General features: G+C 36.6%; 19 protein-coding genes and 1 riboswitch. Of the genes, 3 read left to right on the top strand and 16 right to left on the bottom strand.

Annotation, left to right across the window (positions count from 1 at the left end):
* Positions 1–338: 338 nt before the first annotated feature.
* The 12 genes from ABH968_RS10820 to ABH968_RS10765 form a co-directional block, all read right to left on the bottom strand.
* On the bottom strand, positions 339–1,355 hold the full coding sequence (locus ABH968_RS10820) for an aminoglycoside phosphotransferase family protein (RefSeq protein ID WP_370044039.1): 1,017 nt from the start codon (positions 1,353–1,355) through the stop codon (positions 339–341).
* Positions 1,352–1,666 (bottom strand): hypothetical protein, encoded by a 315-nt coding sequence (locus tag ABH968_RS10815; RefSeq protein WP_370044038.1) that lies wholly within the window; start codon positions 1,664–1,666, stop codon positions 1,352–1,354. The genes ABH968_RS10820 and ABH968_RS10815 overlap by 4 nt, the downstream gene beginning before the upstream one ends.
* Complete coding sequence (rsgA, locus tag ABH968_RS10810; RefSeq protein WP_370044037.1) at positions 1,644–2,420, bottom strand: GTPase RsgA; 777 nt, start codon at positions 2,418–2,420, stop codon at positions 1,644–1,646. The genes ABH968_RS10815 and rsgA overlap by 23 nt, the downstream gene beginning before the upstream one ends.
* A 748-nt stretch (positions 2,421–3,168) precedes the next feature.
* Positions 3,169–3,474, bottom strand: coding sequence for a hypothetical protein (locus tag ABH968_RS10805; RefSeq protein ID WP_370044036.1), 306 nt, complete (start codon positions 3,472–3,474; stop codon positions 3,169–3,171).
* A gap of 272 nt (positions 3,475–3,746) precedes the next feature.
* Complete coding sequence (locus ABH968_RS10800) at positions 3,747–5,450, bottom strand: putative bifunctional diguanylate cyclase/phosphodiesterase (RefSeq protein WP_370044035.1); 1,704 nt, start codon at positions 5,448–5,450, stop codon at positions 3,747–3,749.
* Between the two features lie 385 nt (positions 5,451–5,835).
* A complete protein-coding gene (locus ABH968_RS10795; RefSeq protein WP_370044034.1) occupies positions 5,836–6,006 on the bottom strand; it encodes a transcriptional regulator in 171 nt (56 codons plus the stop codon).
* Between the two features lie 259 nt (positions 6,007–6,265).
* Positions 6,266–6,415 carry a transcriptional regulator gene (locus tag ABH968_RS10790; protein WP_370044033.1) on the bottom strand — a complete coding sequence of 50 codons (150 nt, stop codon included), beginning with the start codon at positions 6,413–6,415 and terminating at the stop codon, positions 6,266–6,268.
* Between the two features lie 205 nt (positions 6,416–6,620).
* Entirely contained in the window at positions 6,621–7,106 is a 486-nt protein-coding gene (locus ABH968_RS10785; RefSeq protein WP_370044032.1) for a hypothetical protein, read from the bottom strand.
* Between the two features lie 280 nt (positions 7,107–7,386).
* A complete protein-coding gene (locus ABH968_RS10780) occupies positions 7,387–7,902 on the bottom strand; it encodes a DinB family protein (RefSeq protein ID WP_370044031.1) in 516 nt (171 codons plus the stop codon).
* Between the two features lie 336 nt (positions 7,903–8,238).
* The gene (locus tag ABH968_RS27840) at positions 8,239–8,559 is read right to left on the bottom strand and encodes a Gfo/Idh/MocA family protein (RefSeq protein WP_483308124.1); all 321 of its coding nucleotides are present in this window, start codon (positions 8,557–8,559) and stop codon (positions 8,239–8,241) included.
* A gap of 56 nt (positions 8,560–8,615) precedes the next feature.
* Positions 8,616–9,593, bottom strand: coding sequence for a tyrosine recombinase XerC (locus ABH968_RS10770; RefSeq protein ID WP_370044029.1), 978 nt, complete (start codon positions 9,591–9,593; stop codon positions 8,616–8,618).
* Positions 9,594–9,991: 398 nt separating this feature from the next.
* A complete protein-coding gene (locus ABH968_RS10765; RefSeq protein ID WP_370044028.1) occupies positions 9,992–10,405 on the bottom strand; it encodes a hypothetical protein in 414 nt (137 codons plus the stop codon).
* A 76-nt stretch (positions 10,406–10,481) separates the two neighbouring features.
* On the opposite strand from ABH968_RS10765, the gene ABH968_RS10760 reads away from it, so the two are divergent.
* From ABH968_RS10760 to ABH968_RS10750, 3 genes are all read left to right on the top strand, one after another.
* The gene (locus tag ABH968_RS10760) at positions 10,482–11,972 is read left to right on the top strand and encodes a circularly permuted type 2 ATP-grasp protein (RefSeq protein WP_370044027.1); all 1,491 of its coding nucleotides are present in this window, start codon (positions 10,482–10,484) and stop codon (positions 11,970–11,972) included.
* Positions 11,926–12,891 (top strand): alpha-E domain-containing protein, encoded by a 966-nt coding sequence (locus ABH968_RS10755; protein WP_370044026.1) that lies wholly within the window; start codon positions 11,926–11,928, stop codon positions 12,889–12,891. Before ABH968_RS10760 ends, ABH968_RS10755 begins: the two co-directional genes overlap by 47 nt.
* Before the next feature lie 61 nt (positions 12,892–12,952).
* Entirely contained in the window at positions 12,953–13,807 is an 855-nt protein-coding gene (locus ABH968_RS10750) for a transglutaminase family protein (protein WP_370044025.1), read from the top strand.
* A 138-nt stretch (positions 13,808–13,945) separates the two neighbouring features.
* On the opposite strand, the gene queE is transcribed toward ABH968_RS10750, so the two are convergent.
* The 4 genes from queE to ABH968_RS10730 form a co-directional block, all read right to left on the bottom strand.
* Positions 13,946–14,674 carry a 7-carboxy-7-deazaguanine synthase QueE gene (gene queE, locus ABH968_RS10745; protein ID WP_370044024.1) on the bottom strand — a complete coding sequence of 243 codons (729 nt, stop codon included), beginning with the start codon at positions 14,672–14,674 and terminating at the stop codon, positions 13,946–13,948.
* Positions 14,667–15,140 (bottom strand): 6-carboxytetrahydropterin synthase QueD, encoded by a 474-nt coding sequence (queD, locus tag ABH968_RS10740; RefSeq protein WP_370044023.1) that lies wholly within the window; start codon positions 15,138–15,140, stop codon positions 14,667–14,669. Before queD ends, queE begins: the two co-directional genes overlap by 8 nt.
* A gap of 3 nt (positions 15,141–15,143) precedes the next feature.
* The gene (gene queC, locus ABH968_RS10735) at positions 15,144–15,803 is read right to left on the bottom strand and encodes a 7-cyano-7-deazaguanine synthase QueC (RefSeq protein WP_370044022.1); all 660 of its coding nucleotides are present in this window, start codon (positions 15,801–15,803) and stop codon (positions 15,144–15,146) included.
* A 267-nt stretch (positions 15,804–16,070) separates the two neighbouring features.
* Positions 16,071–16,117: riboswitch (PreQ1 riboswitch) on the bottom strand.
* Between the two features lie 253 nt (positions 16,118–16,370).
* Positions 16,371–17,879: a leucine-rich repeat domain-containing protein gene (locus ABH968_RS10730; RefSeq protein ID WP_370044021.1), complete on the bottom strand. Its 1,509-nt coding sequence runs from the start codon at positions 17,877–17,879 to the stop codon at positions 16,371–16,373.
* Positions 17,880–18,043: the final 164 nt, after the last annotated feature.

Below are 18,043 nucleotides of genomic sequence, written 5' to 3'. Positions count from 1 at the left end.
GTTTGCATAACATCTCCGTGGTAGGTTTCAGATAAGAAGCGGTGATATAGCACTCAGCAATTGCTATATTCTCTGTTTCACGATTCTTACTTACTTGGCCACATCATCAAATCATATTTTATATAACTTTAGCAAAACAGTTAAATAATTTCAAATATTTAATTAAAAACGATTATTTTTCGGGAAATATCAGAAAATTTACTTTACTCACCGGTGACCAAATTGCTTCTAACTAGCCAAAATTCATAAATATTTCTGAGTAATTGAAACATCCCACGCCCCCGTACGTTCTACCCTGGCTACTGATAGATTAAATTAAAATAAACAAAGTTATTTATCTACATATTTCTCATCTCATGGATTTTTTGCAAGGTATCAAGGTGATTTGATTTATCTTCGGGCGACTTAGCGAATTTATACCACTCCACAAGCCTGTATCCAAACATAGCAAGAATTAGTTCATAGATACAATGTTCGGATACATGGGACACATCCGCATATTCCGAAAAACCCCTGTAATATGCCGGAATGCATTTTCGGTAGTATTCAATCATATGACAGACGTCCGCTTCATCAGTTATTAAACTCGCGATATCCTCGCCCATGTACCCCCATCCGACGGTATCCCAATCGATAAGTACGATTTTACTGTCCGAATAGAATATGTTTGCCACCCAAAAATCTCTGTGGCAAAGCACTATTGGTAGCTTTTCAATTCGACTGAATATTTCGTCCGCATTGTTATCTAAGTCTATGAGCATTTTACACAGGTGCTTCGGGATTTCACAGTCATCGGAGCGTATATAATCATACAAAACATTCCATGACCGATAACGCAGATAGTGGTTTTTCATAAACTCAACCTTGCTTAAATTGGACAAATTCTGCAATGCTTTTGGTCGCTCAGTGTACAACTTGCCTTGAAATTGCCCCAATTCCTCGGCTATACGTTCATACATTTCCGAGGTTAGATTTAAGCCTGACACACCATCAATATATTCCATCCACAGTTGAATCTCATCGCCATTTATTTCGGCGTGATAACACTCCGGCCACCGGAACGAGTCGGAGAAAACCTTATTGAAATCCGATACATAGAGGTCGTATTCCCTACGCCATGAATCCGGATCACCATAACGCTCAAATTTTTTCTGTTTTTTCCAAACTATCTTATACGGCAGATTTTCGCCATCAGAAGTTTCAACCATGCCTGTTACAAGCCGAACAACTCCTATTGTCCCGCCTTGCAACTCTTTAAGTTGATAATCTGCGCGGATTATCGTCTTGTCGAGCATTTTACTCAAAACAAGCGCCAGTATTTCGGGCTTTACAAACTTTTCATCATGGTTATTCATTTCTTGTATCCTCCCTTTTTACCCTTATGTCGCATGGCAATCGACTTTTGCCACGCCTGTTTATCTACGAGATCCCCCGATTTATCATCCACAAACTTGTTTTCCCGCTTCTGTACAAGGTAACGCTCCCAATGCTCTGGTGCCAATGATCCATCGGCAAGTGCGGCAAGAACTGCGCAGCCCGGCTCCGTCTGATGGCGGCAGTCATTGAAGCGGCACTGTGTGAATAATTCCTCCACATCGTTAAATCCCGCGCTGATCCCGTTGTCCGCACCGAACAGCCCAAGTTCACGCATACCAGGCGTAATCAATAACCATCGCACCGGAAGGGAGCATGAAAAGCTGGCGATGCGTTGTTGTGTGCCGGCCCCTGCTGTCGGCCTCGCGGATTGCCTTGACAGTCATCACTTCCTGATTCATCAAGACGTTTAGCAATGAGGATTTTCCCACACCGGACATGCCGAGTAATACCACGGTTTTTCCTGGTTGCAGATATTCGCTCAACCCATCTAAACCACTCCCGGTGTGGCTGGAAACTGCGTGTACTGGCACATCAGGAGCTGCTTTTTGAACTTCAGCTAACGGTGCGCTGAAATCCGGGGCCAAGTCAGCTTTTGTTAAGATTACGACAGGCTGGCTTCTGCTCTGCCGTGCCTGTGTCAGGTAGCGAATGATGCGGCTGACCTTAAAATCCCAGTTTAGGGACGACACGATAAATACGTAATCAAAATTCGTTGCTACGACTTGCTCCAGTATGGTTTTGACATATCCTACTGCGTGTCCCGAATAGTCAGCGCGGGAAAATTTCGAGCGGCGAGGCAGCAATTTGGCAATGCGCGAAGCACCGTTTTCGTTGTATTGCAGAAATACAAAATCGCCAACGCACGGAAAATCTTCCCGAGTCACCGCAGTGTGGTAGAAAGTGCCCTTCAATACAGCCGTCACTTCTCCTTGTTCGGTGATGACGGTATATTGCTCTCGCTGTAGTTCCGTGATCCTTCCGGGTATTAAACCTATGGGCGGCGTTTCTGCTTCGATATAGCCATATTGTTTCAAATCAATCATTGAACCGATCCTCTCCTAAAAGTTGTTTTTGGGCATAAAAATACCGCGAACAAGCAGCCTCCTAAGAAGCTGCTGTTTCGCGGAGAAAAGTCAAAAGTCGACTATAATCAAAAAGGAATACGACCTTCATCGTATCCCGCTAACAGCAGTATTCACGAAAGGTTACTGTTTACGGCATAGCAAAAAACACGGATGATATTCCCGCTTGCTCTCATTCCAAGTTATAATCAAAAATTGGAATTTACTATGCCCGATATCGGTTAAGTTAAAACCACCAATACCATATAAGTTGTCATTAAAAACATCTCCTTTCGCAGAAAAAATTGGAATATAATCCCACTCCTATAGTGTGCCATAACCCTTTATAGGAAATCGACAGAATATTTGGTTATTAGCATATTTTATCGGTCAGCTATCTCTACAACTCAATCCCCCAACCATCGCATATAACATGATAAAAGCCACCTTCGTTCTCGATTTGAAGGTGGCTTCCTGCGTTTAGTTTTTTGTGTAAAAGTAAACGACAATGCAATTACAGAAACTATAAGAGATACGAGATCTAAGTCCCAACCAGCCTCAAACATAATTCTACAAGTAGGGGGTGAGCAGTTTAGTCGACGGGATCAATGTCCCACGCCCCCGTACGTTCTACCCTGGCTACTGATAGATTAAAATTAAAAAAGTTCAACCAGAAAGTTCTGACTGAACTATATATAATATGAAGCCTCCGTTTGACTGACGAAGGTTATCAAGTATCACCTAAATATTCTGCAAAATGTAAAAATCCAAATTTCCTCACAAGAAAGTTTCTTAATTCGCCCTGAGTAGCTTTTTCTATTGGAGGATTTGTTAGGGTGTATGCTTTGGCATTTAATTCAGCAAATTTATCTTTATCTACTATATTATGATCTTTATCTTCAATAATTCCTGAAGAAATTGAGGCTTTTGGATAACCCATAAAAAATATATGTGTTCTTAATGCCATACTTGGTGTTAAATGCAACAGTATAATTACAACCAACAAAGAAACAATAATTATTACTTTTTTCTTCAAGTCACCGTTCCCCCAATTGACGTTAATAATCGATAAATATTTTAACATAAATTTTCCATTTACCTTAAAAAAATTAGTTCACTTAAAAACCTACTTGGGCGGGCGTTTCCATTATTCTGTTAGATTTATAGGCGAAACAAAATTGTAATAGGCTCGAAGGATTGAGCACCTAAAAGAGATTGGACTGGCTATGTGTACTGAGTTTGTAATAAAGTAACCGTAAACACTTAGAGGATCTCGTCCTAAACCAAAGACAAGATCCTCCACTTTAACTACATGTTACTATCAACTATTAGCTTCGTAAAGTCCTCTACCGATAATGGCTTACTGAAATAATAGCCCTGTACGTACTCGCAGCCATGTTCCCGCAGCACATTTAATTCTGCCTCTTCCTCAACACCTTCAGCCACTACTTGCAGATTTAAGGCATGCGCTAGAGAGATCATAGCTGAAATCATAGCAATGCCTGATTTTTCAGGCACAATATCACGGACGAATGCACGATCGATTTTCAAAACATCTACTGGGAAAGTTTTTAAATAATTTAACGATGAATAACCAGTTCCGAAATCATCTAATGAAATCGTAATACCAAGTGCCCTTAATTGCTTGATTGTATTAATTAAGTCCTCCGTATAATCCAACATACTCATTTCTGTAATTTCGATTTCTAAGAAGTGTGGATCAATTTTTGTTTCTGCAATCACTTCATGTATCATTTCGACAAAGCCTGTCGTACTAATATGAATCGGGGAAATGTTCACGGCAACACGTAAGTTTAAATTATGTACATTATTCCAAGTACGTGCCTGAGCAGATGCTTTTCTTAACACCCATACCCCTATATCATTAATGAGCCCACATTCCTCAGCAAATGGAATAAAGCGATCCGGTGGCATATGACCTAGTTCAGGATCATGCCAGCGAAGTAATGCCTCCATGCCAATCACTTTATTCGTTTTTAAATTAATTTTTGGTTGATAATGTAATTCTAAAATATCTTTTTTTAATGCTTGATGTAATTTTGTTTCAAGTAATAGCCACTTATCATTGATTTCCTCCATGTTAGGACGATATAAGCGAAATTGATTACCGCGTGTAGATTTCGCAGCATACATAGCGATATCTGCATTTTTCAATAATTCCTCAACAGAGTTTGCATGATCTGGGAAAATACTAATTCCAATACTAATACTTGCGTAAAATTCAAACGTTTCAACAATAAAACTCTCATTAAAGACGCTGATTATTTCCTCGGCTTTTTCCTCAATACGGTCAACATCGTTTAGTATAATAACAAATTCATCACTGTTGTGGCGGTAAATAGAATTGGATGTATAATCAACGTTGCGTAAACGATTCGCCATTTCCACTAAGAACATATCCCCGATGATATGACCAAGTCCATCGTTAATGTTTTTAAAACGATTTACATCAATGAAAAATAACGCAAACTTCTCACCTGTGCGTCGAGATTGATGGAATTCATTTTCTAAACGCTGTTCTAACTTACGACGATTTGGTAGCCCCGTTAATTCATCGTGATAAGCAATATGGGTTATCTTTTTTATATCCTTTTGGGCGGTAATATCGACTCGTATAGCAATATATTGATACGGTTTGCCATTGTCATCAAGAAAAGGAATAATCGTGGTCTTGACCCAGTAAAGACTACCATCCTTCGCGCGATTACAGACCTCGCCATTCCACATGTCACCCTTGCCTATAGTTTTCCACATCTCTCTAAAGAAAGATTTTGGATGGAATCCTGAATTGAGTAAACGGTGATCTTGCCCTAATAATTCTTCACGAGTATATTTAGAAATTTTGCAAAAATGATCATTAACAAACGTAATACTCCCAGTTCGATCTGTAATTGCTACAATGATTGAACTATTCATTGCTGAAAAAATATCTTGTAATTCTTTCAGACTGTAGTTAATTTGATTGATACTACTAGGCATGATATTCGTCATTTTCATTCTCCGTTCATTAGAAGGGTTTAGTACTTTTGCTTTATATTTAAGTGGGGTATAAAGTTATGGGATATCGCCCTTTATTATGTAATTATATTATAGTCTTAGAAAAGCAGTTAATTCAACCCAAATATCAAAACATTCAAATCTATATTTGATGGTTTTCAATATAATAGACCCCGAAAACAAGGTCTTTTAACTTACTTATAACGCTTGTTTTTGAATACTTTAATTACCTTTGTGCTATTTATATGTTATGTTTAGTCTATTTACCTCTAGAATATATGAACTTTCTGTAATTTTACGATACTTGAATATTTTCTTCATTTATGTTATATCCAAAAAATGCCTTACTGTCACATATAGGCAGTAGGCATTTTATAAGCTAAGAGATTTCATATTCTATTTGACCTCCCAATGTTTTGGCACGTTCATTGTAGGCATCTAGTTGCTCCTGAGATAAGTTTAAAATATAATAGTGAAAATTTATTGGCTCTAATCCGTGTTTCTCACATACTTGACGATAAAAATCATAGCCTTCTCGATAATCTGTCATCCTAATAACTTCCTTTCATTTGGCAGCTTCCTTATAATATTCTAATTGCTCTTGTGATAATTGATGGATACATCTTGTTCTATAACAGAATTATTTTTTTGTTAATAATATATAACAGTTAGTTTGCTGTGTCAATAAATTTTCTGATATTTCTTTCAAACACACGAAAGCCCAGTCCATTTAAATTAGTATGGCTGGGCTTTTCATAAAATATTCACGGCGGCTTCCGTCATAACCACATCCTTTAATCACAAACCTTCTAAATTCCTAATTGTTTCGCTTGCATATTATAAGCTGAAAGTTGCTGCTGCGATAACTGTAGCACAAAATAGCGGAATGAAATTGGCTCTAAACCATAACGCTCACACATCTCACAATAAAATTCATAACCATCACGATACTTTGACATTAGAATTCCTCCTCAAATCAAACTGTTTTATAACAGTTGTTTTTATTTTTATTTAATATATAACAGATGATTTATTTCGTCAAGCTTTACAAAAAAATGATTAAAAATAACTTTTAAGTATTCATTTCACACATAAAAAAAGCCATTGCTTTGAAAAAAGATTGATCAAAACAATGGCTCTCGTCATTTTCGAATATTAAGGACATTAAGGAAGCAACTCTACCTTTACCTTTAGTTTTATATCTGCAGGAGGCTCTTCCTCTTCTACAACGTAAGATATAACATAAGCTCCTTCGGGAAATCCGTCAAAAACCTTTTCAAAACTTTCGTTACTTTTTAAAACACCATTTACAACTTTTGTTTCTTTATTTACGTTTCGAATTTTGTATATAAAGCTCTCAGTACCAGTGTTTGCTAAGGATATTTTAAACGGAACATCTCCATCATAAGTAAAATATGATTTACTTTCACCTATCGGAGCCGCTATCTCTTCATCAATCTCAATTGGGTGAGAGGTTCCTATTGATTCTGGGCCTTTCTCCTTTTGAGTGATATCTACGACAACAGGTTCACTTTTTACAGCCTCTGACGTTACTTTTGAAGATGATACTTCTGTTTTAGATGAAAATGAATTACACCCTGATAAGAGTATAATAAACGTACATATACATGCTAATTTATAAATCTTCATAACTTCTCCTATCTAAAAATAGTAAATAATGATAATTATACCATAATACGCAAAAAAGAAGAAAAGGCTCTCTGTCCTTTCCTTCTTTTAATGTGCTGTTCACGAGAAATTGAATCATTCACCATATATTCTTCAATAATCGGAAAATCGTTCTAGGAATAAATATCAAAATGTTCCATATTTTTTCTAATGCGATTGAATTTTTAATCTCAATTATAATGTCTTTAATATACTGTCGTGTTTTTCTTTTTTCCATTCTTGTATTCAGTCTCCAGCTAGTTCAAGAGTGCTCAACTTTTTTTAATGCTTTGATTTCTTTTATTTGTCCAATATGTCGTTGTTCATGAAAATATATTTGTTCTACCCATTGATCCAGGGGTAATTCACCTATAGCAGGATGCTTAAAGGATTTTTCTGCTAATATTGATGGATCTTCAATTGTATCGAGGAAAGATGTTAATTTTTCTCTCGAATCGTCAAGCAAGTCAATAATTTGCTGAACTGTAAAAACGTCTTCAGCTGGTTCAACAATTTTGGGTGCTGTAATTTTCTTTGTTCTATCTACAATAAGTTGAACATTTTTACGTTCCGTTTGTTTATTATCTTCTTGTTTTAATCCCCATGCAATCGCTTTTACTGAAGACTCCTCCACTAATACTAAGTGATGGCAAACTTGGGCAATACTCCAACTGTTCGCATCAGGCTTAGCATTCAATTGAGTATCACTTAATAATTTAATTTCCTCTACTAAGTTATTTCTTGTTTCATATAAATGATCGTTTATTAACTGATTCATATGGTATCTCCTCCACTAAAATTTTTTACTCCCTTTTCTGTATATGTTTTATATGATGTGAAGTATTCGTTTACCAGTCTTAGCAGATTTTTGAACTGTATCTATCAACCGATGCAGTTTGACAGCATTATTAAAATCCGGAATTTGCTTTGTGCACTTAAATATATCTTTTGCCAACATCGTATAAGCTTGATTCACATAGCTTATAGCGTCATTATTTATTTCTGATAGAATGTTTACTTCTTCATATAAAACATCTTTAAAAAACAAATTATTAGGATGAATCATTTTTTCGATTTTAAGGTTACCAAATTGGACATGACCATAGGAATTTTTCTATGTTAAGCGAAATGCTCCTTTTTCTCCCCTGATTTCTAATTGAAAAGCAGGATAAACTCCACCTTGTATATGTACAGATGCGGAAGTACCATCAACTAGCGTCCCGTTTATTAATATTTGGTCAGCTGTATTTTTTTCTGTTGTCTTGCCTGTTTCTTGTATGAGCGCTTCAGTAAAATGGACATTCATTGTAGCCGATAATTCTTTAAAATCACCTAAAATATAACAGAGGACATCTAAAGAGTGTCCACCGTTAATGGAAAGAAGGGTTGCACCATTATTTTCGTGTAAAAGATAACGGCTTTTTTCATCTGTTATTCCCCCTTTGCCGATTCCTTTATGTAAGGATAATCGGCTTTTTTTGTTGCATTGTGTTATTCAATGAACTGCTCTCTAGTACGAACAATATTAAACGGATTATTTTCGAGTACATGTTGTAGCTCTTCATCTTCAATATGAGTATAGATCTGCGTCGTTGCAACACTTGAATGCCCCAGTATATGCTGAAGGCTTCGAATATCTGCCCCTGATTTATACATCATTGTTGCGGAAGTATGACGTAACTTATGTGGTGTCAGTCGTTCTTTTTGAAGTCCAGATTGCTGATTAATTTGTTTGACGATTTTCGCGACGGTTTGACGGGTGAAGCGTGTTCCTTTTTGTGAGACGAAAAGAGGCTCTTCTTCCTCCCCTTTATATTGTGTCTTTCCGCTATTTTCATAGTCCGCAAGTGCCTGAACGCAGCTATCATTCAAATAAACTGTCCGTTCTTTATTCCCTTTACCAACAACAGTTAAGTAGCGCCCTTGTATGGATGACCTATTTAGCTGACAAAGCTCTGTCACACGTATCCCTAAATTTAAGAAAAACATCATCATACAATAATTTCTTGGTGAAGCACGATTTGGCTGAATGCCATCTATAAATTGTGTGGCTTCCTCGATATTCATATAGATAGGTCTTTTCCGTCCAATTTTTGGTGTTTCTAATTCATCTGCCGGATTTTCCTCAAGAAGACGGCGTTTCCCTTTCAGGTATTTAAAAAATGATTTCAACGTTGCTACTTTACGTGCTCTCGCAGATGCGGAATTCCCGCGCTGCACCTCGCAATATTCCATAAATAAATAAAGATCCTCCAGTGTCATTTCTCGAATATCTTCTATTGAAATAGTAGAAATATCTATTTTCGTTAAATCTGATAAATCAATATCATTCTGGATTGCTATGTAGAAACGGAAAAATAATGTCAAATCATATTCATATTCTTTTCTTGTGCGATGAGACTTCCCTTTAATCGTCGTTAAATAAACAAGGAAATCTCTCATTATTTTAGGAAGCTTAGTCTTTTCCATAAAATCACCTCTATTTTCTCTATTTTACCACGAAAAAACGTTCCCAAATATAAATTTGGGAACTTTATGGTGAAAAAAATGCCTTTTTTTATAGATTGGAACATACGTTCTTTTTATGAGCGATAAAAAAGATGATTCTCTTTTAGAAAGAAAATCACCTTTTTTAAAAGTTTTTTGAAAGTTTCACTATTTAGGCATAAAACGCGAAAAAAATGAATATTTAAATCTAGTGAGTTAAATGCTATGAGACGATTCGAAAAACGAAAAGATGGGTAACTGTACGTGTCGATTCTCCTCACAACGCGCATGGGATTATTTGGTTTTTGTCGATTTCAGACGCATTATTTACCGGTGCAAATGCGAAGCGACAGCAATAAATGTTTTCTGTGCGAAAACCGTTACTTAACAAAAATACTATACGTCCCATCTACTTGTTTTGCTAGAGACCAGTTTGTTGATAGCATATGTTGAAGCTTTTCTATAGTTTCCTCATTACAAGTTAGATGCTGGATACCTGTTTCTAATGATTGATAATCCTTACCTTCTTCTAATTGGAAACGAATATACAGTAAACGTTGAATGCCTGGCAAAGTTACATATTTGATACGGTAGTTACCGTGCAGAGCGTTCAAGAACGATTGTTTCCCTTCTTGATAAAGTGCCATTGTTTCAGAAAATTCATAGTTTGGTACTTTTTCCTGCCAAACTGATATATCCCCTGCTTGCAATGTGCGTACAATTTCCTCATCTGTAAAATCTAATTTTGAAAGCTTGTCTAGCTCATATGCTTGCATTAAATTAATGATTGTCATTTTTTTAGCTCCTTATATGTATTTATTTTAAGTTTAACACGTTTTCTCTACTACTTAAATTCGGAGGGCGATCCATATGATGAAATTCTATGAATCTGGTTTGTTTTTTGATGAAATGTTCGATGGCAATCAACCGAAGTCTCATTATCGGTCTTTCCACCATAAGCTCAATGCTTTCACAAAGGAGCAATTAGAAGAAAAATATCAGCAAGCACACTCAAGATTCCTTAAACAAGGCATTACATTTACCGTATATGGTGCACAAGGTGGAACTGAGCGGACAATGCCCTTTGATTTTATACCTATTATTATTCCACATGAACAGTGGGAAGTAATTGAAGCTGGTATGAAGCAACGTGTAAAAGCCTTAAATTGCTTTTTACAAGATGTCTACCATGAACAGTCTATTGTTGAGGATGGGCTTATTCCGAAACAGCTCATCGAAAACAATCCGTATTATTATAAAGAAATGCTTGGTGTAAAAGTACCTATCGATAATCATATTTTTTTAGCTGGTATCGATTTGATTCGTGACGAGAATGGCGTTTACTACGTGTTAGAAGATAATTTACGCAATCCTTCAGGAATATCTTATGTCTTTCAAAATCGATCTGCTATGAAGGAAGTGTATCCTGAATTTTTCTCTAAACATACGATCCAATCACTTGATAGACAAATGGCCTTTATGAAGAAGGCACTCCTTGCTCACCGGCCACCCGGCATGAAGCCAAATGTAGAACCTAAAGCTGTCCTCTTAACAGCAGGCATGTATAATTCGGCATATTACGATCATGTTTTCTTAGCACAACAGCTCAATATTCAGCTTGTCGAAGGGCATGATTTAGTTATTCGAGACAATAAGGTGTACATGAAGACAATCTACGGTCTAGAGCAAATTGATATTATTTATCGACGAATTGATGATGATTTCTTAGATCCTGTTGTTTTTCGTGAGGATTCTTTACTTGGAGTTCCTCATATTATGGATGCTTATAAGGCTGGAAATATTGCTATTTTAAATGCTGTTGGTAACGGTGTTGCTGATGATAAAGCGATGTATGCCTATGTACCAGATATGATTCGCTACTATTTGAAAGAAGAACCTATTTTACGTAATGTGGAGACTTATCATCTAGCTGATGATAGACAGCGAGCTTGGGTTCTTAAGCATATGAGAGAACTTGTCATAAAAAATGTTAGTGCCTCTGGTGGCTATGATATGTTAATTGGTCCGCATGCGAGTGATGAAGAAATGGCTATTTTTAAAGAAAAAATTATAGAAAACCCGTCTCAATACATTGCACAACCAACGATCAGTCTGTCTAGAGCACCAGCCTTCCAGGATGGGAGATTCTATCCTTGTCATGTCGATTTACGTGTTTATGTGATGAAGGGCGAGGATATTTATGTGCTTCCAGGTGGTTTATCGCGTGTAGCATTAAAAGAAGGATCTTTAGTCGTGAATTCTTCTCAGGGCGGAGGAGCAAAAGATACATGGATATTAAAGGAGGAATTACAGTATGCTAAGTCGAGTAGCAGATGCACTATACTGGATGGCACGATATAGTGAACGATCACAAACGAATGCACATATATTACAAGTACAGCTGTTGAATATGTTGGAGCAATCTGGCAAAGAAAATGAATACATTGATCATTGGGAAGCGGTGTTGGATATTTGTGCCTCGAAAGAAGAGTACTTGATCTTTTATGAGTCGATTCGTGTCAATCCACTTATCGAATATCTACTTTTTTCTAATAATAATAGTAACGCCCTTCATGCTACTTTACGTGCGATTAGAGAAAACGCTCGTGTAACTCGAGATAGCATCCCGATTGAGCTTTGGGAATTGCAAAATGCCTTTTATTTATCGTTACAGCAAGAAATAATGGGACGTGAAAGACCAATTCCACTAATCGTACTTAACTCTTTTTTGCAAAATGTTCGAAAGACTTCTTTGACGGTTACTGGGCTTATCGAAGGCTCGATGGATCGAGATTTACCCTTTTATTTCATACAAGTTGGGAAATGGTTAGAACGTGCTGAAAAAACGATTCGTATGGCTTTAATTATACTGGAGCAACATAAGGAAATAGCTATCTCCTTAATAGAAGCGGACGGTTCGTTTTTACTCGATTTATCAGGGGCGACTGAGTCTTATTTGCAAAAGCATCGCCAAACCAATTTACTTTGCGTTATTCAATATTTATTACATGATAAGCATTTCCCTCGTTCAGTGATGTTTTGCTTACAAAAATTAGAAGAAGCATTTGTTTGTTTAGAAAACGATCCTCTTTCAGCAAAGTTTTTAGAGCTTCATACCCCATTAAAAAGTTTATTATTTGCCATGATGAATGTAGATTTATGGAATATTACATTAGAGGAAACGATTTTATTAATGGAGGAAAGATTGTGTCAATGTATTGATTTTGGAAATACATTTGCAACAATTTATCATTTATATGAACCCAGCGTACAACCTTGAAAGGAATCAACCTCAGCTCCCTTTCAACAAGCAAGTCAGTAATCCAAAGGAAGCGGACACAATGAAATTTGAAATTCAACATACTAATATTTTTCAATATGAGTCTGAAGTCGATCAAAGCCTAAATACAATCCGCTTAAAGCCAAGGGGCGATGAGCGTCAACGCTTATTATCCTATCTAATTGCCATTACTCCATCATCTTTAACGCGTGAGCATACAGATATTTGGGGCAATACAGTTGGCACTTTTTATATACCTGAGCAGCACCAAGAGCTAGAAATTCAAACGACCTCTATTGTCAGCATTCAACGTGCACCATTTATTCATCGCATTCAATATTCACCAGAGATGCAGACCATTTTTCACTCGCAACTGTTTTATGAGCATTATTTGCCCTATTTAAAGTCTACGCACTTTACGTATATGACAGAAAATCAGTTAGAGGAAGTTTATCATGCAATTGGTCATGCTGAAAATCCTGTACTATTTTCATTAAATTTAATGCAATATTTATACTCGACTTTTGAATACGTCCCTGGTGCAACCAATGTTACGACAACGGCAAGTGAAGCATTCGTCCAAAAGCGAGGTGTTTGTCAGGATTTCACACATGTCATGCTTGCGGTGCTAAGAGCTAAAGGAATTCCAGCTCGTTATGTTAGCGGTTATTTATACGTCGATGAAAACTCTGCCTTGATCGGTGATATTGCAACCCACGCTTGGGTAGAAGTCATGATACCGGGAATCGGCTGGATTGGTCTAGATCCAACTAATAACGTAGAAGTATTAGAAAATCACATTATTTTATGCATTGGCCGTGATTATTCTGATATAAGCCCTGTTGAAGGTGTTTATTCAGGTGGAAAGCATGATTTATCAGTTAAAGTGAGTGTCAAAGCATTGAATCATTTATAACAAAACGTGCAATGGTTTAAATTAAACCCCTGATTTTTCTACGCTAAGCAGAAGAATCAGGGGTTTTATTAAATATAAAATAATATTCTCATAATATTACTCCTCAGGTAAATTTAAAGACATTTTTGTAATAGCACACTATACACCTCTTTTATTCCCCCAAACAAAGGCATGCAACTGTGGCAGTACTTTAACATCTCTTAATTCCTCATCCTTAATCACTCTATCAATCAGCGCATGATATTTATCTAATAAATGTATAATTAATCGTGAATTGTCAGTCGTTTTGAGATCATCATTACCGACTTGGAGATAAAAAGGAATCATTGGATATCGATGGTGAATTTGTTTAGCATAATCGTAATCCTCTTGATTAAAAACGACTATTTTGAGGGATACATGGTGATTACTGTTTCGATTTTTAAGTTTTTCGAAGATATCGGAGAGCACCGAATAGTCTGTGGTCATTCCAGAACTAGGTGGCTTTGGTGAGATTGTCAGTTCATCAATTTCATACATCCATTTTTGCCACCTACTTCCCTGTGTTTCCACCCCGACCTTTATGTCGTTTTCTTTTAAAATTGCAATGAGCTCTTCCAAATTTTGAATGAGTGCAGGATTGCCGCCTGAAATCGTGACAAATGAAAAGCCACTGCCTCCAAGACGTTTCAACTCAGACCAAATCTCTTCCGCTGTCATTTGGACAATAAGATCCTTTCCGCTGCCATCCCACGTAAACGATGAATCACACCAAGAACAAGAATAATCACAGCCTGCAGTTCTCACAAACATTGTCTTCTGGCCAACTACCATTCCCTCACCCTGAATCGTCGGTCCAAAAATCTCGATAACAGGTACTCTACTCAACTTCCATCCACTCCCGTCTCGCTTCTGCATAGCTTGTCGGAGTTTCATATAGCCTTATAAACTCTACACGCGCACCGTTATATCCTTGTTCATCAAGCAAGGCCTCAGCCAACTTTTCGTAAATCCAAACAACAATGTTCTCTGCCGTCGTATTCATGGGAGGAAGTGTTTCATTTAAATAGCGGTGATCCAAATGAATCTCTATTTTTTGTTTCCATATTCCTTTTATATCGCCAAAATCGATCATCAAACCGCGTTCATCTGTGTATCCACTCAGTCCTAATACTACGCGATACGTATGACCGTGGAGGTTTTTACATTTCCCCTCATAATTATGTAAATGATGAGCAGCATCGAAGGTAAATTCTTTACTTATGAGAACACGCTTTGCATGATAGTTCAATTGATTTCTTTGAATATCTTCATCTATTTTTTGGAGCTTATCGACGATTTTAAAATCTGACATGCCTTAAAACTCCTTCCTGTAACTTAAATACTCATCAAGCCCTTTTTTTCGCAGTTTACATGCTGGGCATTCACCACAGCCATCTGCTATTACACCGTTATAGCAAGTCAGCGTTCTTTCCCGAACAAATTCAAGTGCCCCAAACTGATCAGCAAGCTCCCATGTCTGTGCCTTATTCAGCCACATCAACGGTGTATCAATCACAAAGGAATCATCCATCGATAAATTTAACGTTACATTCAAGGATTTAATAAAAACATCTCGGCAATCCGGATATCCGCTAAAATCCGTTTCACAAACGCCAGTTACAATATGCTTAGCTCCTACTTGGCTCGCTAAAACGCCCGCAAATGAAAGAAAGAGAAGATTTCGGCCAGGCACAAAAGTCGATGGAAGCTCACCATTTTCTCCGTCTTCTACCTTAATGTCTTGTCGTGTCAATGCATTCGGAGCAAGCTGATTCAGGAGTGACATATCAAGAATATGATGCTTGACACCGAGCTCCTCTGCTATCACCTTCGCACATTCAATTTCAAGGCGATGCCTTTGACCGTAATCAAAAGTAACTGCCTCAACCTCTTCAAAACGTTCTTTTGCCCAGAACAAACAGGTTGTACTGTCCTGACCGCCACTAAATACAACAATTGCTTTTTCCTGCTTCATCTATAAAAACTCCCTTATATCGAGAAAACAGCACTCTAAGAAAAAGCGCTACTTTCTTCTTAGTTTTTTAACAAATATTGTGTACCTTGGTTACCCAATAATATTAAATCCTTCAACCTTCTTCATGGCTTCAGCCAAACATAAAAAAACCTCCTTGCAAAATGTTTCCCAACACTTTTCAAGAGAGGCATCACCAATCATTCTATTAAAACATAAGTAAAAACATAAAAAAAAGCCACGTCCGATATGGACATGGCATATTGTCATGTTTCCATAGTTTTTTATAGAGGGTATTAGCTATGAACCTCTCCCGTTCTAGTCCGGGCATTCTTTTCTTCAATATAATACAAAAAATAGTATAAAACGTCAAATAGATTTTTTTATAAAATCTTCCTATAAATGCTTCTCTGGAAAAATCACTGTTATACTGCCCTATATTTTAGCAGTACACTAAACACTTTGCTGAGCTTAGATTCATTTATATTTTTTCGAACAGAATAACCTCAACTATTTGTGATACGGATCACCTTGATTAGACTAAGTGAGGATATATATAGTCACATTACCTCAATAAATCACAATTCCATTATCTAGAACAGATTTATTTTGCACCTGATTTCCTAAAATATATAGCTTTTTCAAATTGGGCAAATCCACTAATGGCTCTACATTTGAAATAGCGTTATTTTCCAAATGAAGCACCTCAATTTGTTGCCAATTTTCCATAAAACTTAACGATTGTAGTGAACTATCTTGTATAGTGAATGAACGCAGAGCTGAAAAGCCACCAAAGTAAGGCATAACCTTATCAACTTCATGCACCCAGTCACCATTACCTATTCGGAAGGATACACTATTCAAAGTTAAATGTTCCAGTATGTTGTTGTTAAATGAATTTTGACTATTAATTTGAAACCTACACTCATTACAATTTAACGTTTTTACATGCTGTAAATTGAATAATTTACTCGTCTCTTCATAAAAAGTTGTTTCATTTAAATTTATTGTTTGCAGATTTGGCAGACGATTTAAAGAACGAATGCCTGTAAAATCGCCAGACTCCATCGCTGTAAGTTGTTCTAGCTGTGGGTATTTCAGTAATTCTGCTCCATTCAAATACGACTGTGCCCCACTTATATCAACAGTCAAATCTTTTAAAGCAGGTGCCTTTAACTTGGATAAGAAAGTACTTTTTAGTTCCGCTTTTTTTAAATGGGGTGCTACAATCGATGCTATTTGGCCACTATAACCAGTTATCGATAAATCGGTCAGTGAGGTCAGGCTGTTCACTATATCAAGCAATTCTAATTTATAAAGAGAAGCTAAACGCAACTTTGTCATTGAAGACTTATTTCTAAGGGGTTCTAAATTCGTAATGTCCATATTTTCAAGATCAATCGATTGCAGGTTGGGCATGTTTTGTATAAAATCAAGCGTTTTTAAATTTCTTACCGATGTAAGCTTCAATTCTTGTAATTGATTCAGTGAATAGAACGAGCTAAAATCTGTCGCTTCACTAATATCTATTGCTAACGACTCTAAATTAGTTAATGAAGACAACCACTTCAAATCATTGGCAGATCTTAAAGACAATGATTTTAATGGCAGTTGATTCAGAAGAGAAAAGTCTGTAACCGTCTCGGTGTAATACGAAATTTCAAGGGATTGAAGATTAGGAAACTCTAATAATAAAGCAAGTTCATCATTACTTCGAATTTGGATAGAGAGCTCTACAACATTAGACTTATCGCTAAAATATTCAGCAATTTTACTAAATGATTCATTAAAGCTACCTGTATAGCTTTTTAAACCTTCTAGATGTCGGAAGCTTACATTTTCACTTTGTGATATTTCATAATCGCCCATCAAATTCAATACCGTCAGACCAGTAAAGGCTTCAAAATCTTTTTGTTCAATTTTTTGTGTATTTAATAACTTATCCATAATGATATAGTTAGAAATTTCGGCTTGCTTATTTGTAAACGGATCGTCAAGGCTGTAATCCAAATGCCATTGATCTTCAGAAAAGTATGCCTTTAAATAACGGATACTTGCGATTTCTTCTTTAGTCGGCATTGCTCCACCTTTATCAAAAATATCTTTTAAAAAGAATAAAAGAACTTCACTTTTGAACTGCACCCCAACTGTTAGACACATCTAACAATTGGAGGTGCAGTTTTTCTATGGCTAAATATACTGTAGAAGATAAATTACAAGCAGTTGAGCGTTACTTAAATGGA

It is taken from the genome of Lysinibacillus sp. RC79 (genome assembly GCF_041262405.1).
In the GTDB taxonomy this organism is placed as follows: domain Bacteria; phylum Bacillota; class Bacilli; order Bacillales_A; family Planococcaceae; genus Lysinibacillus.
The sequence above is the reverse complement of the archived record's forward strand: the minus strand, read 5'-3'. Positions and strand labels throughout refer to the sequence as shown.